We start from the raw sequence: 25,730 nt of genomic DNA, 5'->3' as shown, positions 1-25,730 counted from the left end.
ATGAACTCAGCCGTTTTAGGCAATGCCTTACTCGAACAACTCTCCACAGCGGTCTTGCTGCTTGATGAGCACTTATCTGTGCGCTACGCCAATCCTGCTGCGGAGCAGCTCTTTGCCACCAGTCGCACGCATTTGCTTGGGCGTTCGATTGCGCTGTTTTTTTGGGAAGATGATGAGTGCTTGGACGCGCTCAACAATGCTTTGTTAGATCAGCAGCCCTATACGCGCCGTGAAGCACGTTTACATTTTCCGAGTACCGCTCAGGTGGTTACCTTGGATTATACCGCCACGCCATTCAATGGCGCTGGGCAAGCAGGCAAGCAATTACTGGTCGAGTTGTTCCCGCAAGACCGTGTTTTGCGTCTGAGTCGTGAAGACAATTTATTTACTGCCCATCAAGTGACCCGTGCTTTAGTGCGCGGCGTAGCACACGAGGTTAAAAATCCGCTGGGCGGCATTCGCGGAGCGGCGCAATTGCTGGCGCGGCAACTGTCCTCGCCAGAGTTCCAAGAATATACCGATGTGATCATTGCCGAGACTGACCGCTTAAGCCATGTCGTCGACCGTATGCTGGGGCCGCGTCAGCGTTTGCATTTTACTCGGATCAATATTCATCAAGTGTTAGAGCGTGTGCGCCTTATTTTGCAAGCAGAAGTGGGTGAAGCGATTACGCTGAGCTGTGATTACGATCCCAGCCTGCCCGAGTTGTATGCCGATTTAGATCGCTTGATTCAAGTGGTGCTTAATATTGTCCGTAATGCTGCGCAAGCCTTATTAGAAAATCCGAGCGAGCGTCCTGCTGAAATCATCTTGCGTTCGCGGGTGTTACGACAGTTTACGATTGGTGCGCACCGACATCGTTTGGTGTGTTTGGTGGAAGTCGAAGATAACGGCCCGGGTATTGATGGACCGTTGCTGGAAACACTGTTTTATCCGATGGTCACTGGCCGCGCTCAAGGCACAGGGCTGGGTTTGCCGATTGCGCAAGGCATCATTCAAGAGCATGAAGGGCTGATTGAGTGTGAGAGCACGCGCGGACGTACAGTTTTTCGTATTTTAATCCCTGTTGACCCGCATCTTGAACCTTACCCAGGAGTACTGCCATGACTGACCAAGTTTGGATTGTCGATGATGATAAGTCGATGCGTTGGGTGTTGGAAAAAGCCTTAAGCCAAGCAGGTTTCACCACCACAACCTTTGCCAGTGGTGAAGAGGCATTGGCGCAGCTGGCAGAGACGCAACCTGATGTCATCATTACCGATATTCGCATGCAAGGTATGGACGGTTTGGCCTTGTTAGCCTTAGTGCATCAGCGTTATGCGCATTTGCCAGTGATTGTGATGACGGCGCATTCTGATTTAGACAGTGCGGTTAAATCCTATCAAAGTGGCGCGTTTGAATACCTGCCTAAACCTTTTGATTTAGATGATGCGATTGCCTTAGTGCGACGCGCTTTAGCTCATTCCAAGGACGCTGCTGCAAGCACCGAATACAGTGCTTCTGCTAGCGCTATTATTGGTGAAGCGCCGGCGATGCAGGAGGTGTTTCGTATCATTGGTAGGCTCTCGCACTCGCACATGACCGTGTTGATTCATGGAGAGTCTGGCACTGGTAAAGAGTTGGTGGCCAATGCTTTACATCAACATAGCCCTAGAGCGCAGCAGCCTTTTATTGCGCTGAATATGGCCGCGATACCCAAGGACTTAATTGAGTCTGAGCTGTTTGGTCATGAGAAAGGGGCTTTTACCGGAGCCGCCAGTGTGCGCCATGGGCGTTTTGAACAAGCGCATCAAGGCACCTTGTTTCTCGATGAGATTGGCGATATGCCATTGGATACACAAACGCGCTTGTTGCGCGTGTTAGCCGATGGCACCTTTTATCGAGTCGGTGGGCACACGCCGATTCGCGTGGATGTGCGGATCATCGCGGCAACCCACCGTGATCTTGAGGTGCTGGTGCGCCAAGGCTTGTTTCGCGAAGACCTCTACCATCGCTTGAATGTGATCCGTATCCATCTGCCAAGGCTCAGTGAGAGGCGTGAAGACATTGCTACTTTAGCTGCGCACTTTCTGCAAAAAGCGGCGGATGAACTCGCGACTGAAAGGCGCGTGTTATTGCCTGAAACAGAAGTGTATTTAAGCCAACTCGACTGGCCAGGTAATGTGCGCCAGCTGGAGAATACCTGCCGCTGGTTGACCGTGATGGCCTCCAGTCGCGAGGTGATGGTTAGCGATCTACCGGTCGAACTGTTACATCACACAACCGCAGGCGCGGCTTCTCCGGACTGGGAAGTATCTTTGCGGCGTTGGGCTGAGCAGGCTTTGCAGCAGGGCGATAAAGGTTTGCTGGATCGTGCGCTACCGATGTTTGAGCGGGTGATGATTGAAGCTGCTTTAGCCCATGCTAGCGGGCGGCGGCGTGATGCCTCAGAGTTGTTAGGCTGGGGACGCAACACCTTAACGCGAAAAATCAATGAACTGGGCGTGCAAGAAGGTGCTGTCGACGAGGACAGCGCAGAATAAAGCCGCTGCGCACAACTTTGGTGCGTGGCTGCATGGTTTTGGTGCGAAAACACCGTGAAAAGACCGGTGAATCTTAGCCTTAGTGCCTGTATGGCGCATGTTTAGGGCGTTTCTATAGATTGGCCTAATCCTTGCTGAATAGAGAGTAAAGCGCGACAACTTTAGTTGCTTCGCCGCATTTATTTTTTATTTAGATAGGGAGTGTTCCTATGCCTAAGGTAACGCCGCAAGCGCCAACGTCAGAAACTGTCCGAGCTGCAAGCGCAGAGGAAATTCAACACGCGATCGACACAGGTCTGTATGCCAATGCCGAGCATGACGCCTGTGGCGTTGGCTTCGTTGCGCATATTAAAGGGATTAAATCGCACGCCATTGTTCAGCAAGGGCTGAAGATTCTGGAAAATATTGACCATCGTGGCGCGGTCGGTGCTGACCCATTAATGGGCGATGGTGCAGGCTTACTGATTCAAATTCCTGATGCTTTTTACCGTGCCGAGATGGCCAAGCAAGGCGTGCAGCTGCCACCAGCGGGTGATTATGGCGTGGGCATGGTGTTTTTGCCCAAAGAAGCTGCCGCACGCCAAGCTTGTGAGCGCGAGTTAGAGCGGGCGATTGCCGCTGAGAAGCAAGTGCTGCTGGGCTGGCGTGATGTGCCGGTCAATCGTGATTTACCGATGTCTGAGGATGTGCGCGCCAGTGAGCCGGTGATTCGTCAGGTATTTATTGGCCGTGGTGCCGACATCATGGTGTCTGATGCGCTGGAACGTAAGCTGTATCTGATTCGTAAAACTGCTTCAGCCAAGATTACTCATTTACGCCTCACTCACAGCTTTGAATACTATGTGCCGAGCATGTCGTGCCGCACGGTGATCTATAAAGGTTTATTGCTAGCAAATCAGGTGGGTCAGTACTACCTCGACTTGCAAGATCCGCAGTTGGTCTCAGCCTTGGCCTTAGTGCATCAGCGCTTTTCCACTAATACCTTTCCTTCCTGGCCGCTGGCTCACCCCTATCGCATGGTGGCGCATAACGGTGAAATCAACACAGTGAAAGGTAACTTTAACTGGATGCGTGCCCGCGAAGGGGTGATGTCGTCGCCGGTGCTCGGTGATGATTTACAAAAACTCTATCCGATCAGCATGGATGGCCAATCTGACACGGCAACCTTTGATAACACCTTAGAGTTGCTGGTGATGGCCGGTTATCCGCTGGCGCAAGCAGCGATGATGATGATCCCAGAAGCCTGGGAAAAACATAATCAGATGGATGCGCAGCGTCGTGCTTTTTATGAGTACCATGCGGCGATGCTCGAGCCTTGGGATGGTCCTGCGGCGATGGTCTTTACCGATGGTCGACAAATTGGTGCAACCCTAGATCGTAACGGTCTGCGACCTGCGCGCTTTATTGTCACCGATGATGACATGGTGGTGTTGGCCTCAGAAACTGGCGTGTTGCCGATTCCTGATCAGCGGATTGTGCGCAAGTGGCGTTTACAGCCCGGCAAAATGTTCCTGATCGACTTAGAGCAAGGCCGCATCGTTGAAGATGAAGAGCTGAAGCAGCGCTATGCGCAGGCCAAACCTTATCGTCAGTGGATCGATAATGTGCGCATGTGTCTGGATACCTTAAGCAGCGATGCTGAGCCGTTGACCTTTGCCGAGCCGTTGTTAGTCCGTCAGCAAGCCTTTGGTTATAGCCAAGAAGATATTAAATACCAATTGGCTCCGATGGCCGTTAACGCTGAAGAAGGCATTGGCTCAATGGGCAACGATGCGCCATTAGCGGTGCTGTCAGCGCGCAACAAGCCTTTGTACCATTACTTTCGTCAGCTCTTTGCGCAAGTAACCAACCCGCCCATCGATTCGATTCGTGAAGCGGTGGTGATGTCGCTGGTGTCCTTTATTGGCCCGCGTCCTAACTTGTTGGATATCAATGCCAGCAATCCACCACTGCGTTTAGAAATCTCGCAACCGATCTTAGATGTCGCCGATATGGCGCGTTTACGCCATATCGAGCAGAGCACGGGCGGTAAGTTTCGCAAATGTGAAATTGATATCACCTACCCAAGCCAGTGGGGCAAAGCGGGCGTTGAAGCGCGGATTGCTTATCTGTGCTCGGAGGCTGAAGAGGCGATTCATGCCGGCTGTAATATTTTAATTATCACCGACCGCTACATGAGCCGTGATCAAGTGGCGATTCCAGTGTTATTGGCCTTATCAGCTATTCATCAGTATTTGGTGCGTGCAGGTTTGCGTACCACTGTTGGTCTTGTGGTAGAAACCGGCAGCGCCCGTGAAGTGCATCATTTTGCGGTCTTGGCAGGTTTTGGTGCTGAAGCCATTCACCCTTATTTAGCGTTAGAAACACTGGCCGATATTGCCCCTGAGTTAGGTGTTAGCGCTGAGCAAGCGTCACAGTATTTTGTTAAGGCGGTGGGTAAAGGCTTAACTAAAATCATGTCGAAAATGGGCATCAGTACCTATATGTCGTACTGCGGTGCGCAGATTTTTGAAGTGGTGGGTTTAAGTGAAGAGCTGGTGAACAAGTATTTTGCCGGCACGCCTTCAAAAATTGGTGGACTGGGTATCTTTGATATTGCTGACGAGGCGATACGCAGTCATCAGCATGCCTTTAATCCTGCTGCAGTGGCGAGTCAGCAGTTGGATGTCGGTGGTGAATTTGCTTGGCGTGCTGGCGCTGAAGAACATGCCTGGACACCAGATGCGATTGCTAAGTTACAGCACAGCACCCGTAGCAATCGCTATGAAACCTTTACTGAATATGCAGCAATCATTAATGATCAGTCTAAGCGTCATACCACGCTGCGAGGCTTGTTTGAGTTTCGCCTTCAACCTGAGCGCAGCATTGCTGTCGAAGAAGTAGAAGCGGCCAGTGAAATCGTGAAGCGTTTTGCCACCGGAGCCATGTCATTAGGCTCAATTTCCACCGAAGCGCACATGAACCTGGCGATTGCTATGAACCGTCTTGGTGGCAAGAGCAATACCGGTGAGGGTGGTGAAGATCACGCGCGCTATCGTAATGAAATGGAAGGCCAAGCGATTGCTGCAGGGACCTTGTTAAGTGAGGTGATGGGTCAAGACACTGTAGAGGTTGACTACATTCTGCGTGAAGGCGACAGCCTGCGCTCGAAAATCAAGCAAGTGGCCTCAGGACGTTTTGGCGTCACCACGGAGTATCTGGTCTCCGCCGATCAAATCCAGATCAAAATGGCGCAAGGTGCTAAGCCCGGCGAAGGCGGGCAGTTACCGGGTAACAAGGTGTCCAACTACATTGGTAAGTTGCGCCATTCAGTGCCGGGCGTGGGATTGATCTCGCCACCACCGCACCATGATATTTACTCCATTGAAGATTTAGCCCAGCTGATTCACGACTTAAAAAACGTCAATCCCAGTGCTGATATTTCAGTCAAGCTGGTTTCAGAAGTGGGCGTGGGCACCATTGCTGCTGGTGTGGCGAAAGCTAAAGCCGATCACATCGTTATTGCTGGTCATGATGGCGGCACCGGTGCAGCGTCTTGGAGTTCGATTAAGCACGCTGGCACGCCGTGGGAGTTGGGTCTGGCAGAAACCCAGCAAACCTTGGTGCTGAACCGTTTGCGTGGGCGAGTACGGATCCAAGCCGATGGTCAGATGAAAACTGGCCGCGATGTGGTGATGGGAGCCTTATTGGGTGCCGATGAGTTTGGTTTTGCTACCGCGCCTTTGGTTGCTTCAGGCTGCATTATGATGCGCAAATGTCACCTCAATACCTGTCCTGTGGGCATTGCCACGCAAGACCCTGAACTGCGTAAGAAGTTTTCTGGCAAGCCTGAAGATGTGGTCAATTTCTTCTTCTTTATTGCCGAAGAAGTGCGGCAGATCATGGCGCAACTCGGTGTGCGTCGCTTCGACGAGCTGATTGGCCGTACCGACTTACTCGACATGCGCCAAGGCGTTGAGCATTGGAAAGCGCAAGGCTTAGATTTTAGCCGTGTATTTGCCTTGCCTACGGCGCCTGCAGAAGTGCCACGTTTACACAGCAGTCAGCAAGAACATGGTCTGGAACATGCACTTGATCAGCAGTTGATCGCTCAGGCGCAGGCGGCTTTGCTACATGGTAAGCCTGTGCGCATTGAAACTCAGGTGAGAAACACTAACCGTACGGTCGGCGCGATGCTGTCGGGTGCGCTGATTAAACATCACCCTGATGGTTTAGCCGATGACAGTATCCATGTGCATTGCACTGGTACGGGCGGTCAGAGTTTTGCTGCCTTCCTTGCTCAAGGGATTACCTTTGATCTAGTCGGCGAAGCCAATGACTACAGTGGTAAAGGCTTGTCCGGCGGGCGCTTGATTGTGCGTCCAAGCCGCGACTTTAAAGGTATGTCGAGCGACAACATCATTGTCGGTAATACCGTGTTGTATGGCGCCACCTCAGGCTCAGCTTTCTTTAGTGGCGTGGCCGGCGAGCGCTTTGCGGTACGCCTATCCGGCGCGAGCACTGTGGTGGAAGGTGTGGGTGATCATGGTTGTGAATACATGACCGGTGGCACCGTCGTCGTGCTTGGGCAAACCGGGCGTAACTTTGCTGCGGGGATGTCGGGTGGCGTGGCTTTTGTATATGACCAAGACGGTCAATTTGCCCTGCGTTGTAACACCGAACAAGTCGGCCTAGAACCGCTGCTGGATCCTACTGCGCAAGCGGCTGCTGGTATCCCATTGCATGCGCAAACAGCGGATGAAACCTTATTAAAGGGTTTGCTTGAAGAACATTTGCATTTGACTGGCTCGTTACGTGCAGAAGAACTACTGGCCAATTGGGCGACAGCCAAAAAGCGCTTTATCAAAGTATTCCCGCATGAATACCGTCGCGCGCTGGAACAGATCAATGCTGCTGCGCAGGCCGCTGCGCCTGTCATCGCCAGTGTAAGTTGCTAGGAGGAATAATCAATGTCAAAAGCTACTGGATTTATAGAGTTTCAACGTATCGAAGAAGAATACGACGCAGTTGAATTACGTCTAAAAAATTACCACGAGTTTGTGCACGGTTTGACCCCAGCACAAGCGCACCAACAAAGTGCACGTTGTATGGATTGCGGCACACCCTTTTGTCACAGTGCTTGTCCGGTGAATAATATTATTCCGGACTTTAATGACTTGGTGTATCGCGATGATTGGCACAACGCCAGCAAGGTCTTGCACTCGACCAATAACTTCCCCGAGTTTACCGGACGTGTGTGTCCTGCACCTTGTGAAGCGGCCTGTACTTTAAATATTAATGCACAGCCGGTCGGCATTAAGTCCATCGAGCATGCCATTGTTGATCGCGCCTATGCCGAAGGCTGGATACAGCCACAAATAGCCAGCCACAAGACAGGGAAAACAGTTGCGGTGGTGGGCTCTGGTCCTGCAGGTCTGGCGGCTGCGCAGCAATTGGCGCGGGTCGGGCACAGTGTCACCCTGTTTGAAAAAAATGATCAAGTGGGTGGTTTGCTGCGTTTTGGTATTCCTGATTTCAAACTGGAAAAAGTGCATATCGATCGCCGCGTTGAGCAATTACTGGCTGAAGGCGTCGAGATTCGCACCAACACCTTGATCGGCGATTTACCTGCCGATAGCAAAGTGACCAACTGGGCTACGCAGAGTGTTAGCCCGAGCAGCCTGCTGCAGGACTTCGACGCAGTATTACTCACCGGTGGTGCCGAACAATCACGTGATTTACCGGTGCCGGGGCGTGAGTTGGATGGCGTGCATTTCGCCATGGAGTTTTTGCCGCAGCAAAACCGCGTCAATGCTGGCGTTGCGATGCCTGAGCAGCTGCGCGCTGAAGGTAAGCAGGTCATTGTGATTGGTGGCGGTGATACCGGCTCGGATTGCGTGGGTACCTCCAACCGTCAAGGCGCCGCCAGCGTAGTGCAATTTGAAGTGATGGCGCGCCCGCCAGAGCAAGAAAACAAGCCGCTGACGTGGCCGTACTGGCCTTACAAATTGCGCACTTCGTCAAGTCATCAAGAAGGCTGTGAACGAGAGTTTGCGATTGCCACCAAAGAGTTTGTTGGCAGCAACGGCAAATTAACTGGCCTGAAAACCGTCCGCGTGGAGATGCAGCAGGGCGCTTTTGTCGAAGTGGCAGGCAGTGAACAATTTTGGCCCGCTGATTTGGTGCTGTTAGCCATGGGCTTTGCCAGTCCTGTGGCCACCCTTCTAGAAGGCTTTGGTGTGGAGTTGGATGGCCGTGGCAATGCTAAAGCCAGTGTGGATGCCCAAGGCGGCTATGCCACTAATGTGACGAAAGTGTTCAGCGCTGGTGATATGCGCCGTGGTCAATCGCTGGTGGTGTGGGCGATTCGTGAAGGTCGCCAAGCAGCGCGAGCCGTGGATCAATTCTTAATGGGCAGCAGCACGTTGCCGCGTTAACTCTACCTCGATAAGGTCATTATGATTCGTATTAATGAGCACTACCAAAAACTGCAAAACAGCTATTTGTTTGCTGAAATTAACCAGCGCATCCAGGCTTTTCAACAACAACACCCTGAGCGTGAATTAATCCGCTTAGGCATTGGCGATGTCACCCTGCCGTTACCTGACGCCTGTGTGCAAGCCATGCACAAAGCGGTTGATGAGCTGGCTGAGAGTCAGACCTTTCGCGGCTACGGCCCTGAACAAGGTTATGATTTTTTACGCCAAGCCATTGCTGAGCATGATTTTCAAGCGCGCGGCGCCAACATCAATGCCGATGAGATTTTTGTCAGCGACGGTGCTAAGTGCGATACCGGCAACATTCAAGAACTGTTTGCGCAAGATTTACGCTTAGCCATTCCTGATCCGGTGTATCCGGTCTACGTCGATACCAATGTGATGGCCGGACGCACCGGCGCGAGCCAAGCAGGGCGTTATCAGGGTTTGGTCTATCTTGAGTGCACGGCTGAAAACAATTACATCCCTGAACTACCGAGCGAGCCGGTGGATTTGATCTATCTGTGTTTCCCCAATAACCCCACCGGAGCGAGTATCACCCGTGATCAGCTGCGCCTTTGGGTTGAATATGCGCTTGAGCAGCAAGCGCTGATTTTATTCGATGCCGCCTACGAGGCCTTTATTCAGGATGAGGATGTAGCGCATTCCATTTATGAAATCGAAGGTGCTGAAAAAGTCGCGATTGAGTTTAGAAGCTTCTCGAAAACCGCAGGTTTCACTGGTGTGCGCTGTGCTTATACGGTGGTGCCTAAAGCCTGTACTGCTTACACCGCAGCAGGCGTTGCAGTCTCGGTGCGTGACTTATGGATGCGTCGACATACCACCAAGTTCAATGGTGTGTCTTACCCGGTCCAGCGCGCAGCAGAAGCGGTCTATAGCCCCGCCGGTAAAGCGCAAGTGGCCGAGCTGATTGAGTACTACCTAAAAAATGCAGCGTACATTCGTCAAGCCTTTCAGCGCATGGGCTTTGCATGCAGCGGCGGTGATAACTCGCCGTACATTTGGATCGAGGTTAAGCAAGATGCCTGGACATTCTTTGATTTCTTACTGAATAACGCTGGGGTGATTTGTACCCCCGGTGCTGGTTTTGGTCGCTGCGGCGAACAACATATCCGCATCAGTGCGTTCAATAATTTCGAGAAAGTCCAACAGGCCATGCAACGCATTGAAGCGGCATTGCTGCACCATTCACCACTTTAAGGGGGCTTGCTGATGCCTATTTCTACAGATTTTAGTCAACGTTTGTACCCAAAACTGCGCAGTATCGCCGCTGAATTTGGCACACCTTTCCATATTTATGACGAGCAGGGTATTCGCGATACCGGTCATCGATTACAACAAGCCTTCGCCAATGTCCCAGGCTTTCGTGAGTACTACGCGGTGAAAGCGCTGCCCAACCCCAGTATTTTAAAGATTATGGCGGATTTGGGCTTTGGCTTTGATTGCAGCTCAATTGCCGAGTTGGTGCTGTCGCGTCAAGCCGGTGGTCAAGGTGAGGATATTATGTTCACCTCCAATAACACCTCAATCGAAGAGTTTGTGGCGGCGCAGGAACAGGGCGGCTGTATTCTGAATTTAGATGACATTGGCCTGATTGATAAAGTCCCAGAGATGCCAGAACTGGTGTGTTTTCGTTATAACCCCGGCTCAGCACGCAGCGGTAACAGCATCATTGGCGTACCAGAAGAAGCCAAATATGGTTTGACCCACGCGCAAATATTTACCGCCTTTAGCAAAGCACAAGCGCGTGGCGCGAAACGCTTTGGCCTACACACCATGCTGGCGTCCAATGAGTGCAACCCTGCATATATGGTGCAAACCACACAGATGTTGTTAGATCTCGTGGCTGAAGTGGGTCAAAAACTGAATATTGAGTTTGAATTTATTAATATCGGCGGTGGCTTGGGTATTCCCTACCGCCCAGAAGAAACAGCTTTTGATATTGAGTTGTTAGGCCGCGAAACCGCAACGCTATTGCAGACATTTGCCGCGCAGCATGGCTACCAGCCCAAGGTGTATATGGAAAGTGGCCGCTATATCACCGGCCCACATGGTGTGTTGGTGACTGAGGCAATTAACCGTAAAGAGATTTATCGCACTTATGTGGGTGTCGATGCTTGCATGTCAGCGTTAATGCGTCCCGGCATGTACAACGCTTATCACCATATTGATGTGCTTGGTAAAACCTCCAGCGCTGACGATGAGGTCGTCGATGTAGTGGGTTCGCTCTGTGAAAACAACGATAAGTTTGCTATCCAACGCGCGCTGCCAGCGATCGTTGATGGTGACTTGTTGATTATTCAAGACACTGGCGCACACGGTCAGGCGATGGGCTTTAATTACAATGGTAAGCTGCGTCCGCAAGAGTTGTTGCTTAGAGCCGATGGCAGTGTTGAGTTGATTCGCCGTGCCGAAACACTGGCCGATTACTTTGCCACCTTAGATTTTGCCGCTAAGACGTGGTCGTCTAAGTAAAACACGGCTTGGCCAACCCTTGAGTCATGGCTGACATGATTCAGGGGCAAGCAAGTAGTCCAATACCTCACTCATCAACTGATTGATCGCCATATAACGCTCAGGTGCTGCGGCCATTATTTCGTCGGCGCTTTGGATATAGCGTCCTTTGACCAGTTCAGCTTGGCAGTGGCTGACGAGCGCTTTGGCCGTTTTTTGAGTGGCTTCTAAGTGAAACTGCAAACCAATAATATGTCGCCCGAGCTGAAATGCCTGCTGAGCACAGCCTTGACTGTGCGCTAAACAAATGGCTCCCTGCGGCAAGCTAAAGGTTTCTCCGTGCCAGTGAAACACTTCAATGCAACTGGGGAATTGAAACACCTGATCCTTGCCATGCTTGCTAGTACTGATCGGGTGCCAGCCGATTTCTTTTTCTGGGTTGGCGTATACATCTGCCGCCAAAGCATTGGCGATGAGCTGCGCGCCGAGACAAATACCCAGCATGGGCTTACCGGTGGCGGCAAAGCGGCGAATAAACTCAATTTCATCACGCAGCCAAGGGTGCTCAGCGTGATCATGCACACTCATTGGGCCGCCCATAATAAGCAGGGCATCTATGTGTTCAAGGGAAGGCAGGCAAGGGCTAGCGAAAAATTTGCTATAGCTGATCTGATGCTGTGCTTGATTAAGGTAGTGCTCAATGTATCCAAGCCCTTCAAAGGATACATGCTGAAAGACTTGGATATGCATGGTGACTCCTTAGCTTATAAGACGCGTTGTGGTGCAGTACGTACATGCGTTGTGTATAGCGCTAGACCGGTAAACAACAGGCCGCCAGCGAGGTTGCCCAATACGGTAGGGATTTCATTCCAGAGCAAATAGTCCATTACGGAGAAGTCGCCACCCATCAACATCGCCGTGGGAAATAAGAACATATTGACCACCGAGTGCTCAAAGCCCATGTAAAAGAACAGCATTACAGGCATCCACATGGCAATTGCCTTACCGCTGACGTTGGTGGAGAGCATGGCACCTACCACACCCATTGAAACCATCCAGTTGCACAGCATGCCGCGAATGAAAATAGTTACCCAGCCACTGGCACCGTACTCGGCATAACCTAGCGTACGCGACTCACCAATCGAGGCCAGTTTGGCAGCAATAGCGCCCGGTTCGGTCGCAAAACCCATGGTAAAGGTGAAGGACAACAGCAAGGCCACCAGTAGCGCTCCGCTAAAATTGCCTAAAAACACCCAGCCCCAGTGGCGCAGTACCACCCCCGGAGTGACACCTGGTCGACGATCCAGCCATGCCAAAGGTGTTAACATAAGCACGCCTGTTAGCAGATCAAAACCCATTAAATAGAGCATGATAAAACCAACTGGGAATAGCACAGAGGCCAGTAAGTGCGAGCCGGTTTGCAGCGCGACTGTGACTGCAAAGGCCGCAGACAGAGCCAAAATAGCACCGGCCATGCAAGAGCGAATCAGTACATCGCGGCGCGACATGTGCAACTTGGCTTCACCTGAATCGACCATTTTTTTGGCAAATTCACTCGGTATAACGTAAGACATATAAACCCCTTGATAATCTAGAGAAGCATCAGAAAACGATCATTAAAACGAAGTGCTGGTTGCTTGTGTTGCAGGGCGCATAACCTGTAAGACATCCCCTTCTAAGCGAACCTGCCATACCGGTAAACGTACTTCGGGTTGCTCAAGGCAATGGCCATCGCGTAACGAGAAGTGCTCTTTATGCAGTGGGCTGGCGACGACAGGTTCGCCTTTGATATCGCCGATGATGCCGCGGGCAATAATGTTCAGGTCGTTAAAAGGGCAGAGGTTGCCCACAGCAAACAGTTGGTTATGTTTTTTTAAGTAAAACAGCGCGACTTGATCGCTGTCGACTTGTGCTCCAACGCCGGCACCATCGATTAAGTCGCTGCGTTGGCCTACGGTTATCCACGTCTGTTGTTCTGTCATGGCGGCCTCCAAAGGCTTAGATTTACACGCTAACAAGAGGGATGTGCTGCGCACGCTCCTGCGCATTCGCGGGGCGTTTTTGTCCTCGTTCTGAGACATAGAGTAATTGTGGGTCGTCTCCAGCACTGTTAATGGTCTGCCGGAAGCGTTTTAGGCTTTCTGGGTTATTCAGTGTGGTTTGCCATTCGCATTGATAACTGGCCACTAAGTGCGCCATTTGCTGGTCAAGGTCAGCATTTAAACCGAGCGAGTCGTGCAAAATGACTTTCTGTAAATACTCCAAGCCACCTTCAAGGCTCTCTAACCAGCGTGCGGTGCGTTCTAAACGTCCAGCGGTGCGGATGTAGAAAATCATGATGCGGTCGATGGTGCGAATTAAACTATCGGTGTCTAAATCCTGCGCAAACAGATCCGCATGACGTGGGCGCATTCCACCATTGCCAGCGACATACAGGTTCCAGCCTTTTTCTGTAGCGATGACGCCAAAGTCTTTGGACTGCGCTTCAGCACATTCACGGGTACAACCACTGACGGCAAATTTAAGTTTGTGCGGCGCGCGAATGCCCTTGTAGCGATTCTCTAAATCAATGGCCAAGCGCACACTGTCTTGCACGCCATAACGACACCAAGCACTGCCCACGCAGCTTTTCACTGTGCGTACGGATTTGCCGTAGGCTTGCCCTGTTTCAAAGCCTGCTTCTATCAAACGTTGCCAGATGGCTGGCAGTTGGCTGAGTTCAGCACCGAACAGGTCAATGCGTTGGCCACCAGTGATTTTGCTGTAAAGACCAAAGTCACGCGCCACTTTGCCCAGGAGAATGAGCATCTCCGGAGTGATCTCACCCCCGGCGATGCGTGGCACCACAGAATATGTGCCGTCTTTTTGCATATTGGCCAAGAAAGCATCGTTAGTGTCTTGCAGGCCGAGGTGATCGGCAGAGAGGACAAAGTCGTTCTGCACCGAGGCAAAAATATTGGCGGCTGTCGGCTTGCAAATATCGCAGCCCATACCCTGACCATGACGTTCTAGCAGTTGGTTAAAATTCAGGATGCTTTCGGTGCGAATCATGTGTTCCAGCTCTTGCCGAGTGTAGGCAAAGTGTTCACACAATGCGCTACTCACGGCCATGCCCATCGCAGCCATTTGCTGCTCTACTAGGCTTTTCAGCTGGCTGCTACAACCGCCACAACCAGTGCTGGCGCGCGAGAGTTCGATGACTTCAGCCACGGATGCACAGCCACCTTGCAAGCAATCCACGATGTCGCCTTTGCTGACATTGTGGCAGGAGCAAATAATCGCGCTGTCTGGTAAAGCGGCCATACCGAGCAAAGGTGTGCTACCAGACTGGCTTGGCAAAATCAGGCTTTCTGGGTGAGCCGGCAGATCCAAACCATTGCGGTAATACTGCATTAAAGTGTCGTAATAGCTGTTGTCGCCCACCAAAATAGCACCCAGCAAACGTTGCCCATCGGCGGATACCACCATCTTGCGATAGTGCTGGCTGATTTGATCAAGGTAACGGTAGATCTTGGTTCCTACGTTTTGATTGCCTTGAGTGTCGCCAATTGCACCGACATCAACACCTAACAGTTTTAACTTGGTGCTCATATCAGCACCGGTAAACGCCAACTCTTCTCCGATTAAGTTAGCCAGAGCTACTTTGGCCATTTGATAACCTGGAGCGACCAAGCCAAAACAACAGTTACTCCAAGCTGCGGCTTCGCCAATCGCGAGAATCTGCGGGTCGCTGCTTTGACAGTAATTGTCCACTGCCACGCCACCGCGCTCGCCCAGCAGTAAGCCAGCAGCTCGGGGCAGTTCATCGCGCGGACGAATACCGGCAGAAAACACAATTAAATCGGTTTCTAGCTTTTTACCGTCGGCAAACTCCACGCATAACCGCGCTCCGAGCCCTTCAGTTACACGCACAGCGGCACGCTGGGTGAGTACTTGAACGCCTAAAGCTTCAATCTTTTCTTGCAGCAGTTCGCCGCCTTCTTGGTCAATTTGCGCATTCATTAAACGCGGCGAGTGTTCAACAACAAAAGTGTCTAGGTCCAAATCACGCAGGGCTTTGGCCGCTTCCAATCCCAATAAACCACCACCAATGACGACGCCGGTATTGGCGGCGTTGGCGCTGCTGCGAATAGCATCTAGATCAGTAAGGGTACGATAGGTAAAACAGTGCTCAAGCGTGCTGCCCTCAATCGGCGGCACAAAAGGGTATGAGCCGGTTGCTAAGATCAATTTGTCATAGCTGAGCTCGGTACCATCGTCGAGCTGTACTTTGCGTGAACACGGCTCGATGGCGGTGGCTTTTACCCCTAAATGCAGCTTAAAGCCCCAATCTTTATATTGCTTTGCACTGCCTAAGGCGAGCTCGTCGCTACTTTTCCCTTGGAAATACTCAGACAGATGTACTCGGTCATAAGCACAATAGTTTTCTTCGCCGATGACCGTCACTTGGAACGCATGAGCTTTAGAACTGGCTGCCAGTTGTTCTAAAAAATGGTGACCCACCATGCCATTGCCAATGACCACTAAATTCAGCTTGTTCATAGGATCTCCTGTTGCGGCTGGCTTGTATGATTTTTTGCAATGTCTACTTGACGTACCGTCATGCGTCTCCAGCCATGACGGTGTGCGCTATGGGTTAGCCTCGATTGGTGAACTCTGGGTAGGCTTCCATACCGCATTCGCTAATGTCAGCGCCTTGATACTCGTCGTGTGGGCTGATACGTAGACCAAAGAATCTTCTCAGCAACCACCAGACGATTAACGAGGCGACAAAGGCCCAAGCGAAGAGGGTTGCCGCCCCGACCAATTGGCCGAGGAAGGTCGTGCCAGGAGCGCTTAATGGCACCACTAAAAGACCCAATAAACCTGCTACACCGTGCACGGAAATAGCACCAACAGGGTCATCCAGCTGGAGTTTGTCCATTAATAAGATGGAGAACACCACCAGAGCACCAGCGGCCAAGCCAATCAGTACCGCCAGTACTGGCGTCGGGGTATCAGGGCTGGCAGTAATGGCGACTAAACCGGCTAAGGCACCGTTGAGAATCATGGTCAGATCGGCTTTGCGATACTTTAGGTAACTGATCAGCATCGCACCCAGCAAACCACCGGCGGCGGCAGCATTAGTGTTGAGAAACACCACAGCCACTGAGTGCGCGCTGTTGATATCGCCCAGCTTCAGCACCGATCCACCGTTAAAGCCGAACCAGCCGAACCACAAAAGAAAGGTACCGAGTGTTGCCAAGGGTAAGTTAGCGCCAGGGATGGCGCGTGTTTCACCGCGCTCGCCATATTTACCCAAACGCGGACCAAGCAGCATCACCCCAGCCAGGGCAGCACTGGCACCGACTAAGTGCACCAGACCTGAGCCGGCAAAGTCTTTAAAAGCGAAATCTTCGGAGAGTGAGTACAAGCCAAACACCGCTTGACCACCCCAGCCCCAACTTCCGCTGATTGGATAAATCAAGCCAGTCATGAGCACAGCAAAGAGCAAAAATACCCAGAGCTTCATGCGTTCAGCAATCGCACCGGAGACAATCGACATACAGGTGGCGACAAATACCGCTTGAAAGAAAAAGTCAGCGGCTGGTGAGTAAATTGCCGCGCCGCTAAAACCCTCTTCACGTACTGAAAATTGTCTCAGCACCGCTTCAGCATCCAGCGTGGTAATGCCGGACAGAAAGTAGCCGCCGCCATACATCAGTTGATAACCCACGGCTAAGTACAAGGTACAAGCGAGGGCGTACAACACGATATTTTTAGTCAGAATTTCTGTGGTGTTTTTAGCGCGCACTAAGCCTGCTTCGAGCATGGCAAAGCCTGCCGCCATCAACATCACCAAGGCTCCGGCGATTAAGAAGTAAAAGGTGTCGAGTGCATACTGCAAAGCAAACAAATTGTTTTCCATCATGGTCTCCTTAGACACATTCAGTTGTCGGGCAGTGGAGAGTTACAGAGCTTCTGCACCTGTTTCGCCGGTACGGATGCGCACGACGTGTTCTAAATCGGTCACGAAAATTTTGCCGTCGCCAATGGAACCGGTATGTGCGGCTTTAATGATGGCGTCAATGACTCGATGCAGGTTGTCGTCGCTGACGGCCACTTCGAGCTTGAGCTTGGGGAGAAAATCCACCACGTACTCAGCGCCGCGATACAGTTCGGTATGGCCTTTTTGCCGACCAAAACCTTTGACTTCGGTGACGGTGATGCCTTTTACGCCGATCTCAGAAATGGCCTCACGTACATCGTCGAGCTTGAAGTGTTTGATGATGGCTGAAATGAGTTTCATCTTGCTGTCCTTCATTGAGAGAGTTAATGAAGAAATAGCAATGCGCGTGCCATTTTTTAAAAATACTTATATTTCAATGTGTTAGATGTTTTTTGTGATTATTTTAGAGGGTTTTATGGCTTTAAATGGTGAGCTTTCTAGGCTGCAGCACTAAAAGGGTGCGCAGTTTTTATCTGCTGACGGTTGCGCTTTTAGAATGTGCTTTTTGAGTGCAGTTGCTGTTTTTTAGGGCATAACTTGATTCTGCTGTGCTGACATTGCCTTGATTTATAAGGCTTGGCGTCTTATTCAAGATTGGCACAGTATTCGCTAAAGACTCCTCTCTATACTGCGGAGCTTTAAGCATGAAGTTTATTTCGACACCTTTAGCCTTTACCAAAATGCACGGCCTCGGTAATGATTTTATGGTGCTGGACGCCACGCGCGCGCCGATCTCATTAACACCTGAGCAGATACGAGGATTGGCCGACCGACACTTTGGCGTAGGTTTTGATCAGCTCTTGTTAGTGGAGGCTGCGCAGCAAGCCGATGTGGATTTTAACTATCGCATTTTTAATGCTGATGGCAGCGAGGTTGAACAGTGCGGTAACGGTGCACGTTGCTTTGCACTGTATGTTCACGATAAAGGCCTGACTACGAAAAACCCTCTACGTGTGGCGACGCGAGCGGGTGTCATCGAGCTAACCATCAATAATGCCGGGCTGGTGCGCGTAAACATGGGCGTTCCCAAAACACGACCGGCAGATATTCCTTTTATCGCCGCTGCTGATGCTGACTTTTATGCAGTGGATGTCGCAGGGGAAACAGTAAAACTTGCCGTGGTTAATATGGGCAATCCCCATGCAGTGCTTGCTGTACCTTGCATTGAACAGGCCGCAGTGCAGCGTTTGGGTTCATTGCTAGAAATGCATCCGCGCTTTCCAGCCAAGGTCAACGTGGGCTTTATGCAGGTGCTGGCGCGCGATGTCATCAAGCTTCGCGTGTATGAACGCGGCACCGGTGAAACTCTAGCTTGTGGTAGCGGCGCCTGTGCTGCGGTCGTGGCGGGCATTCGCGCCGGTTGGTTGGACGCTAAAGTTCAGGTGCTGCTCACCGGTGGCACGTTACTCATCGAATGGGCTGGAGACACTGCGCCAGTCATGATGCAAGGCTCCGCCAGTAAGCTGTATGAAGGACAGTGGGTTGCGAGTTTGTGAGCGAAATGTAGTCATAAGTTTAATTTAAAAAGCACTGAATCTTTGAATATTCGGGCTGATTGACTTGCGTTATTTTAAAACGACTTCTTGCGCTTATGAATTACCCAGGCAATTAGACGCTGCTTTCATATGTTTGAGAAATATCTGAGTAAAACAGGCATGATCAAGCTTGAAAGCCTGATAATCCAGAGGGCTTCCTAGGGGCTATGATGTTGGTTTATAAAATGTCTCGCAGAAGTCAGCAAATACAGTGATGCCAGCTGCTCAATGCTGTTGAACAATTAACGTGTACTACGACAAGGATAAAAATAAACATGAACCATAGCCCTAACGAAAAGCCCCCCGTACTGCTTGTTCACGGTATGTGGAGCAATCAGGATGCGCTGCAAGAGGTGCATGATGCCTTTGTTGAGCAGGGTTATGTGACTGAATCCTTGTGTTTGCCATATCACTGTTCTAAGACTGAGCACACTGCGGCCAGTAAAGAAAAGCTGGCGCAAACAGGGCTGCAAGATTATGTGGCCTATATCGTTGAGCAGGTTAAACGTCAGAGTTCGCCGCCAATTTTGGTCGGGCATTCAATGGGCGGATTGCTGGTCCAGTTGGCTGCCGCACAAGTGCCTTGTCAGCGCCTGATTCTGCTGTCATCTGCAGCGCCTGCGGGTATCAACGGCTTAAGTTTGTCGGCCATCAGAACCTTAGGCAGCAATATCTTGCGTTTTCCACTGTGGCGCAGCATTACTGAAGTCAAACTTGAAAATATTCGCTACGGGATTGCTAATACGCAAAGCGCAGCCGTGCAGCAGGACATTTATGCTAACAGTACCTATGAGTCGGGTATGGCAACCTGGCAAATTAGTATGGGCTTGTTGTTAGGGCGTCGCTCGGCGGCCTACGTTAATGCAACGCAGGTTCAGTGCCCAGTGTTAATTGTGGGCGGTACTGCTGATCGAATTACGCCTATTAGTGTGCAGCGCAGCATTGCCCAACGCTTTGGTGCGCGTGGTCAGCTGGTGGAAATTCCCAATTGCTGTCACTGGACGGTGGGCGGCAAGTTTTTCCCACAGATTCGCACTGAGATTTTCCAGTGGTTGGCAACTGAGACTGCATGAAAAAAGTGAGAGCTTGAGCTGTATAGCGGATCAAGCACTGTGCAATGTGTAGTGCTTCCAATTAGGCTCCCAAACTAAAGTTATCTTTATGTATAGCCGATAGATTAGTTCAGCTTAGGAACTTTTCGATGACGCTAACTATTTCTTCATCAAATACTATGATACGACCTATTTCTCGTGCAGTTTCGGCATCTGACATATTGCCGATGCAAGCAAGTGCTGCAGAAAAAGAGGAGCGCGTATCCTCAGTAGGCGACATTCTTACCCAGCGTATGAAAGTCATGCGACAAGCATCACGGGACATGCTGAACAAGTTGAATACGGTCAGCGAGTCTCGCAAAGCAGCTGCGCGACAGCGATTAGAGCAGGTCAAAGAGCGCATTAAAATGCTCAAAATGTTAGTTTCTTCTGGGCTGGCCTCTAAAGGCGTATTACGCGAGATACGAGCATTAGCGAAAGAGCTTGGCCAGGTGGCTAAAGAACTCAGTGGTAACTCCCCGACAGTAGCAGCTTCGGATAGTTCGGATGCTTCTCAAGACTCTCAAGATGATGGAGCGGGGCAGGTAGCGCTGGCGGCAGAAGGTGATCTTTTGACCAGTAGCATACGAGTTGAGGATGAGTATAAAACTGAACATGAGGAGGACTTGCAAGCAGACTCAACCAATGAAACAGAGGCTTCTGAAGAGTCTGCTAGCGATGCAGAAGTTAAAGCGCAAGCAGAGCGCGAAGCCAGTTCCCTTAGTTTTTATCTGCATAATCAAAATAACAGCAATGCTAACCAGCGTCGTCAAGATGCGGAGTCGATTAAAGAGGCTTTAAGCTTATTGAAATCACTTGTTGGAATGGTGAAAAGTCTGGGCTGGAATGACTCAGAGTCCCGTAAGGAATTGGAAAAGATCAACAATTTATTAAGCGAAACAGAGAGCATCGCAACCAACATGGCAGGCAACATGCTTGGCGGGATTACCCCTGGCAATATAGTTTCGGTCAATATTTGACGCCCGATTGATAAGGTTTTTATTAGGATTGGACTAGCATTTGTATTGCTCAAAGCGGCGAAAGCGGTTCTTTATTTGATACCCCGATGGCTACAAGTTGACTGAAATGCTTTACTTGAAAAAAGCTGAATTCTTGGCGCTGGAGATGGTTAGAATCTTATGTCATTGCTGAAAACGCTATTTACCTTAGCTGTACTAACGATTCTGTTGTGTTTCAATAAACCTGCGTTTGCCGAGCCTTTGAGCATAGGTGAGGACATTCCTTACAGTGTATTAGTTGATGCAAAGGGTGATTTGACTTTTGAGGAAGCCGAACAGATTTTGCGTTTTGACACTGCAATAAACCAAAAGAATCTTTCTCGAGGCTATAGCCGAGATACGTTCTGGCTCAGGTTTGAGCTTTCACCAAATGTGTTTGATCAGAAAGATCGCTGGCTAGAGCTTGGGCCTAATTTTGTTGACGATATTCAGTTATTTTACCGAGAAAAAGGCTTGGCTACCCAGTGGCAAAACCGTCAAACGGGCGATCTGTTTCATAGTGTTAGCGATCTAGATTACCGTAATCCTGTCTTTGTTCTGCCATCACCCAGTGCAGAAGCAGCAGGCTACGAAGTAGTTATGCGAGTGCGTAGCACCAGCACCGTGCTTTTGGCAGCAACTGTCTGGCCCCCTGAAGAGTTTCTTGGCCATGCCGCGCGCAGCACATCGTTCTGGAGTTTCTACTTTGGCCTGGCCGCTCTAAGTAGCTTACTGGCATTGGTCTTGGCTTTAATTCTACGTACGCATTTACTATGGACAGCTACCGCGTTTTCAGTGGCTTATGTGTTTGTCGCAAGTGTGCAGGGCTATGTGAATTGGGTTCTGCCTGTGCTCGGGATTCCACTGCAACACTATGCCACCAGTGTTTTTATATTGATTTCGTTTGCTGTGCTGATGTGGATGAGCAGTGAAACGATCAACCTCAGACAGCATTTGCCGTGGGCACATAAAATTTTAATGGTGGCGTGCGGGGTTACATTATCTCTGTTGATTTTGATTCCTTTAGATTTGTATGGCATCGCAATAAAGATAAAAACAGCCATTTTGCTGATCACTTATACGCTATTTATTTATTCAGTCTTCCATATTTGGATTAGAGATAAGTTTCCATTATCAACGCTAGCGCTGGGCATAAGCCCTATGGTTTGCATGGTTGCCAGTTTGTTTGGGGTTTTTTCTGCATTTGGCTGGATTCCTTTTTATCAAGAAGTCTATGTGATTTGGCAGTACGCATTGGTTGAAAATATGTTGCTGGTGCTTGCGATCAGCGTTTATCGCATACGCAAAAGACGATTGGAGGAGTTTGATCGACAAAAGCTGACCAGCGACTTAGCTGCAGAGCGCGAAGCTAGTTTTAATCAGCGCCAGTTTATGGGCACGGTATCGCACGAGTTTCGCACGCCCTTGGCAATTATTTCTGCGGCATTAGAAAATCTGCAACTCTCTGAATCTGACACGGACAGTCCGCGTTTGGCGCGTTATCAAAAAATTGAGCGCGCCAGTGAACGTTTAATACAGCTCACCGACAACTGCTTGGCCGATGCGCGTTTATCGGCAGGTGCAACAGCGCTGTATCTTGAGCCAACTGACTTGATGCGCTTGCTTTCGTCGGCAGCCTCGCTTGTGCACATCTCGGATACGCATCAGTTAGTATTGACAGTCAATGGCCGAGCGGCTTCAGTCGAGAGCTTTAATTGCCAGGTATTGGCCGATTCCGCCATGATGAGAATTGCCATTTCTAATGTCATCGACAATGCCATCAAATATTCAAATGGTGGCGATATTAGTATTGATTGCAGTGTGTCGGGCACAAACGTAACTGTGCTGATTTGTGATCAAGGCACAGGCATTGGCACGCTAGAGCCTGACGCTATTTTTCAACGCTATCGTCGTGGCAACTCGTCAAAGCATGGCACCGGATTGGGCTTGTTTGTGGCACAGCAAATCGCTAGTGCTTCAGGTGGAAGCTTAAAACTTTTGCGCAGTACGGCTCAAGGTAGTTGTTTTGAGTTTACTTTAGAGCGGGTTATAAAGGATTAATCTCGGATGATTGTTAGCAAACCTAATATAGCTATTGTTGAAGATTGTGCTGATTTACGTGAGGAGTTGAGTTTTTTTCTTACACAAAAAGGCTATAACCTTTGGAGTGTTGGCAGTGCTGAGGCGTTTTGGAAACAGCTACATCTGAGTCCTGCAGATATCGTTTTGATCGATATTGGCTTGCCAGGTGAAAATGGTTTTAACGTGGTTGAGCAACTTGGACAAATGCAGAACTTTGGTTTAATCATTATTTCTGCGCGTGGCAGTCAAGAAGACAACACACGAGGGCTGCAAAGTGGTGCTGATCTGTATCTGGTGAAACCAGTTAGCTTTTCGCATTTAGTGTCGTCGATCGATGCCTTGTGGCACAGAATGCAAAATAATAAAACGCACACTGTTAGTCGCTCGGATAAAGCTGAACGCTGGGTGTTAAATACCCAAACGAGGACTTTAGTATCATCCGCTGATGGCGAACTAAAACTGTCCCAGCAAGAATGTAATTTAGTGGCAGCGTTGTGTGTGTCACCACAAGAGGTTTTCTCTAAAGAAGCACTGCATACCTTGTTGTTTCAATACGAAGAAGACAGCGACGAGCACCGTATTGATGTGATTCTTAATCGGTTGCGCAAGAAAGCGCGGGAGAAAAACTTCAAATTACCGATTCACTCCATATTTGGTAAGGGCGTAGTGTTTACCGGTCATGTAATAAACTAAGCAAAACTAAGACTTTTGAGAGAATTGAGAATGATACGTTGAGATTTTTTTTCGTAGACTCCCCATAACAGCTGTTTATGCAAGTTTGGGGTGACGTGATGAATGATAAGGTCTTATCGACTCCTGAAAGGCTCCCGCAGCTGGTTTGCTGCAAAGTGATTTTTTTCAGTCTTGTTCTATGGGTTTTTTGTGTTGCAGCCCAAGCATCACCGATTGTAAACATTGTCCCAGAAACCGTTCAGCTGACGAGTTTCCCAATCGAATATTTCATCGATGACTCACAGTTACTCGACTATCAATCAGTTCGCAAAGAGGCGTTTCAGAAAACAACGAGTACCACCACCCTTGGAACTCAAGCCACAGTTACCTGGTACCGAATTACGCTCTACAATTCAAAAAAACAAGATAAGAGCCTTTTCCTGAATTTACCTAAGGCTTATCACGTACGATCGATTCAAATAGCCGAAGAGCGCTCTAAAGAATTAACTAACCAAGCTTTGATAGACCTCAATCAAGCAAGTGATCACCCGTTGATGTTCCGTGGCGCCGTTGTTTATCCTTTCGTTGTGCCTGCCGGGGAAACTACCGTTCTTTACGTGCGCAGCCACGTGTACTCGCACCAATGGTTTTCCTCAGAAATATACGATGACGCACACTCGCGAAGAGCGCTTGTGGGAGGGCATCTTGATATTGCTCTACTGGTCGGAATGATGCTGGCGCTGGTGTTTTATAATGGCTTGCTCTATTTCGCTACGAGCAGAAAAGAAAACATCCTCTATTCGCTATATCTAATCTCAGGGTTAACTTGGATTGCATTGTCTTATGGCTTGATTAGCAAAGCGTTTAACGTATATGGCGACAGTCTTTTTATCTTGAATCTGTCGGTGTTTACCATGCCGATTTTTCTATTGCTGTTCATGATGGCTATTTTTGAGACACGAAAGTTTTATCCTAAAGAACATCGTGCCCTACAGGGTGTGTTGGTGTTATTAGTGGCCTCATTTTTATACGGTCTGGTTGATATTGCGGGGGCATTGAAGCCTGCGACGGGCTTGGCGTCACTCATGATGGTGGTGACTTTTTCAGTTAGTATCTCGTTGTTACGCAAGAGAAACCCATTGGCCAAGTTCTTTTTAATTGGCCATACGTTTTTTATTATTTTTAACGGGTTTGCCGTGATGTATTACATGGGCTTCGTTAAACCTAATTACATCAACAGCCATGGTGTCGGGATTGGCATTGTTCTCGAAGCGCTAACGCTGGCATTCATTATTTCATACAGGATAAAAGTTCTCGAGGACATCCGCTCCAAGCAGGATGAGCTAAAAAAACAAGCCTCGACAGATCCGCTTACTCAGCTCTATAACCGCCGATACTTCATTGCTGAAGGTCGTTATATGGTCAAGAAAGCTAAAGCAAATGAGACGTCATTGTCAGTTCTTACTATAGATATTGATCATTTTAAGGCAGTCAATGATAACCATGGACACAATGTTGGCGATTTGGTTTTAATCGGTGTGGCGGGTGTTTTTCAGCGTTTCAGTCGTGATAAGGATTTAATTGCTCGGTTTGGCGGAGAGGAGTTTGTGATTCTTTTACCTGAGGCAGGCTACGCAGAGGCGTTGGAGTGTGCAGAGCGCATTCGTCAAGGTGTTGAAAAGCATATCTTCAAAGTCAACGATGGATTGAACCTTGAAATTAGGGTAAGTATTGGGGTAGCACCTGTTGATGTTACGACCCTAGAGTCGCTAGAGAGCGCTATTGATCGAGCAGACAAGGCGTTGTATCAAGCGAAATCTCTAGGTAGAAACCGTGTGTGTGGCGCTGATTCGTCAGGCAGTGCGGTTGATTGTGAGTCTGTGCAAGCCAGCTGAAAAAGCCGCGGCATGC

At 49.8% G+C, this 25,730-nt stretch carries 18 protein-coding genes; 12 read left to right on the top strand and 6 right to left on the bottom strand.

Annotation, left to right across the window (positions count from 1 at the left end; genetic code table 11):
- The 6 genes from glnL to H591_RS0103735 all read left to right on the top strand — a co-directional run bounded on the left by glnL (nucleotide 1) and on the right by H591_RS0103735 (nucleotide 11,473).
- Entirely contained in the window at nucleotides 1-1,107 is a 1,107-nt protein-coding gene (gene glnL / locus H591_RS0103760; protein ID WP_022965613.1) for a nitrogen regulation protein NR(II), read from the top strand.
- Nucleotides 1,104-2,522, top strand: a complete 1,419-nt coding sequence (gene glnG / locus H591_RS0103755; RefSeq protein WP_022965612.1) for a nitrogen regulation protein NR(I) — start codon at nucleotides 1,104-1,106, stop codon at nucleotides 2,520-2,522. The genes glnL and glnG overlap by 4 nt, the downstream gene beginning before the upstream one ends.
- A 209-nt stretch (nucleotides 2,523-2,731) precedes the next feature.
- The gene (locus H591_RS14780; protein ID WP_022965611.1) at nucleotides 2,732-7,459 is read left to right on the top strand and encodes a glutamate synthase-related protein; all 4,728 of its coding nucleotides are present in this window, start codon (nucleotides 2,732-2,734) and stop codon (nucleotides 7,457-7,459) included.
- A 12-nt stretch (nucleotides 7,460-7,471) separates the two neighbouring features.
- Complete coding sequence (locus H591_RS0103745) at nucleotides 7,472-8,938, top strand: glutamate synthase subunit beta (protein ID WP_022965610.1); 1,467 nt, start codon at nucleotides 7,472-7,474, stop codon at nucleotides 8,936-8,938.
- Nucleotides 8,939-8,959: 21 nt separating this feature from the next.
- Entirely contained in the window at nucleotides 8,960-10,198 is a 1,239-nt protein-coding gene (locus H591_RS0103740) for an LL-diaminopimelate aminotransferase (protein WP_022965609.1), read from the top strand.
- A 12-nt stretch (nucleotides 10,199-10,210) separates the two neighbouring features.
- Nucleotides 10,211-11,473 (top strand): diaminopimelate decarboxylase family protein, encoded by a 1,263-nt coding sequence (locus H591_RS0103735; protein WP_022965608.1) that lies wholly within the window; start codon nucleotides 10,211-10,213, stop codon nucleotides 11,471-11,473.
- A 24-nt stretch (nucleotides 11,474-11,497) separates the two neighbouring features.
- Here the strand turns inward: H591_RS0103735 and H591_RS0103730 are convergent, their stop codons facing one another.
- The 6 genes from H591_RS0103730 to H591_RS0103705 all read right to left on the bottom strand — a co-directional run bounded on the left by H591_RS0103730 (nucleotide 11,498) and on the right by H591_RS0103705 (nucleotide 17,741).
- On the bottom strand, nucleotides 11,498-12,202 hold the full coding sequence (locus tag H591_RS0103730) for a type 1 glutamine amidotransferase (RefSeq protein WP_022965607.1): 705 nt from the start codon (nucleotides 12,200-12,202) through the stop codon (nucleotides 11,498-11,500).
- Between the two features lie 14 nt (nucleotides 12,203-12,216).
- Complete coding sequence (locus H591_RS0103725; RefSeq protein ID WP_022965606.1) at nucleotides 12,217-13,026, bottom strand: formate/nitrite transporter family protein; 810 nt, start codon at nucleotides 13,024-13,026, stop codon at nucleotides 12,217-12,219.
- A 42-nt stretch (nucleotides 13,027-13,068) separates the two neighbouring features.
- Nucleotides 13,069-13,434, bottom strand: coding sequence for a nitrite reductase small subunit NirD (gene nirD / locus H591_RS14775; protein ID WP_051145784.1), 366 nt, complete (start codon nucleotides 13,432-13,434; stop codon nucleotides 13,069-13,071).
- 22 nt (nucleotides 13,435-13,456) lie between these two features.
- On the bottom strand, nucleotides 13,457-15,994 hold the full coding sequence (gene nirB, locus H591_RS14770; RefSeq protein WP_022965604.1) for a nitrite reductase large subunit NirB: 2,538 nt from the start codon (nucleotides 15,992-15,994) through the stop codon (nucleotides 13,457-13,459).
- Between the two features lie 94 nt (nucleotides 15,995-16,088).
- A complete protein-coding gene (gene amt, locus H591_RS0103710) occupies nucleotides 16,089-17,360 on the bottom strand; it encodes an ammonium transporter (protein WP_022965603.1) in 1,272 nt (423 codons plus the stop codon).
- Nucleotides 17,361-17,402: 42 nt separating this feature from the next.
- Nucleotides 17,403-17,741 (bottom strand): P-II family nitrogen regulator, encoded by a 339-nt coding sequence (locus tag H591_RS0103705; protein WP_022965602.1) that lies wholly within the window; start codon nucleotides 17,739-17,741, stop codon nucleotides 17,403-17,405.
- A gap of 344 nt (nucleotides 17,742-18,085) precedes the next feature.
- Between H591_RS0103705 and dapF the strand changes: the two genes are divergently transcribed.
- From dapF to H591_RS0103675, 6 genes are all read left to right on the top strand, one after another.
- Nucleotides 18,086-18,937 carry a diaminopimelate epimerase gene (dapF, locus tag H591_RS0103700; protein WP_022965601.1) on the top strand — a complete coding sequence of 284 codons (852 nt, stop codon included), beginning with the start codon at nucleotides 18,086-18,088 and terminating at the stop codon, nucleotides 18,935-18,937.
- A gap of 314 nt (nucleotides 18,938-19,251) precedes the next feature.
- Complete coding sequence (locus tag H591_RS0103695) at nucleotides 19,252-20,049, top strand: alpha/beta hydrolase (RefSeq protein WP_022965600.1); 798 nt, start codon at nucleotides 19,252-19,254, stop codon at nucleotides 20,047-20,049.
- Between the two features lie 128 nt (nucleotides 20,050-20,177).
- Nucleotides 20,178-21,047 (top strand): hypothetical protein, encoded by an 870-nt coding sequence (locus H591_RS0103690; protein WP_156853120.1) that lies wholly within the window; start codon nucleotides 20,178-20,180, stop codon nucleotides 21,045-21,047.
- Between the two features lie 159 nt (nucleotides 21,048-21,206).
- Nucleotides 21,207-23,126, top strand: a complete 1,920-nt coding sequence (locus tag H591_RS0103685) for a sensor histidine kinase (protein ID WP_022965598.1) — start codon at nucleotides 21,207-21,209, stop codon at nucleotides 23,124-23,126.
- Between the two features lie 6 nt (nucleotides 23,127-23,132).
- Entirely contained in the window at nucleotides 23,133-23,840 is a 708-nt protein-coding gene (locus H591_RS0103680) for a response regulator transcription factor (RefSeq protein WP_022965597.1), read from the top strand.
- Nucleotides 23,841-23,938: 98 nt separating this feature from the next.
- A complete protein-coding gene (locus H591_RS0103675; protein WP_051145792.1) occupies nucleotides 23,939-25,714 on the top strand; it encodes a sensor domain-containing diguanylate cyclase in 1,776 nt (591 codons plus the stop codon).
- The last annotated feature ends 16 nt before the right edge of the window (nucleotides 25,715-25,730 follow it).

The sequence above is a fragment of the Denitrificimonas caeni DSM 24390 genome, assembly GCF_000421765.1.
GTDB classification, from domain to species: Bacteria; Pseudomonadota; Gammaproteobacteria; order Pseudomonadales; family Pseudomonadaceae; genus Denitrificimonas; species Denitrificimonas caeni.
This window is presented reverse-complemented; position numbering and strand designations above follow the sequence as displayed.

Excerpts from the sequence above, each read along its gene's own strand:
- glnL (WP_022965613.1), top strand. The coding sequence starts at position 1 with ATGAACTCAGCCGTTTTAGGCAATGCCTTACTCGAACAACTCTCCACA.
- glnG (WP_022965612.1), top strand. The coding sequence starts at position 1,104 with ATGACTGACCAAGTTTGGATTGTCGATGATGATAAGTCGATGCGTTGG.
- H591_RS14780 (WP_022965611.1), top strand. The coding sequence starts at position 2,732 with ATGCCTAAGGTAACGCCGCAAGCGCCAACGTCAGAAACTGTCCGAGCT.
- H591_RS0103745 (WP_022965610.1), top strand. The coding sequence starts at position 7,472 with ATGTCAAAAGCTACTGGATTTATAGAGTTTCAACGTATCGAAGAAGAA.
- H591_RS0103740 (WP_022965609.1), top strand. The coding sequence starts at position 8,960 with ATGATTCGTATTAATGAGCACTACCAAAAACTGCAAAACAGCTATTTG.
- H591_RS0103735 (WP_022965608.1), top strand. The coding sequence starts at position 10,211 with ATGCCTATTTCTACAGATTTTAGTCAACGTTTGTACCCAAAACTGCGC.
- H591_RS0103730 (WP_022965607.1), bottom strand. The coding sequence starts at position 12,202 with ATGCATATCCAAGTCTTTCAGCATGTATCCTTTGAAGGGCTTGGATAC.
- H591_RS0103725 (WP_022965606.1), bottom strand. The coding sequence starts at position 13,026 with ATGTCTTACGTTATACCGAGTGAATTTGCCAAAAAAATGGTCGATTCA.
- nirD (WP_051145784.1), bottom strand. The coding sequence starts at position 13,434 with ATGACAGAACAACAGACGTGGATAACCGTAGGCCAACGCAGCGACTTA.
- nirB (WP_022965604.1), bottom strand. The coding sequence starts at position 15,994 with ATGAACAAGCTGAATTTAGTGGTCATTGGCAATGGCATGGTGGGTCAC.
- amt (WP_022965603.1), bottom strand. The coding sequence starts at position 17,360 with ATGGAAAACAATTTGTTTGCTTTGCAGTATGCACTCGACACCTTTTAC.
- H591_RS0103705 (WP_022965602.1), bottom strand. The coding sequence starts at position 17,741 with ATGAAACTCATTTCAGCCATCATCAAACACTTCAAGCTCGACGATGTA.
- dapF (WP_022965601.1), top strand. The coding sequence starts at position 18,086 with ATGAAGTTTATTTCGACACCTTTAGCCTTTACCAAAATGCACGGCCTC.
- H591_RS0103695 (WP_022965600.1), top strand. The coding sequence starts at position 19,252 with ATGAACCATAGCCCTAACGAAAAGCCCCCCGTACTGCTTGTTCACGGT.
- H591_RS0103690 (WP_156853120.1), top strand. The coding sequence starts at position 20,178 with ATGACGCTAACTATTTCTTCATCAAATACTATGATACGACCTATTTCT.
- H591_RS0103685 (WP_022965598.1), top strand. The coding sequence starts at position 21,207 with ATGTCATTGCTGAAAACGCTATTTACCTTAGCTGTACTAACGATTCTG.
- H591_RS0103680 (WP_022965597.1), top strand. The coding sequence starts at position 23,133 with ATGATTGTTAGCAAACCTAATATAGCTATTGTTGAAGATTGTGCTGAT.
- H591_RS0103675 (WP_051145792.1), top strand. The coding sequence starts at position 23,939 with ATGAATGATAAGGTCTTATCGACTCCTGAAAGGCTCCCGCAGCTGGTT.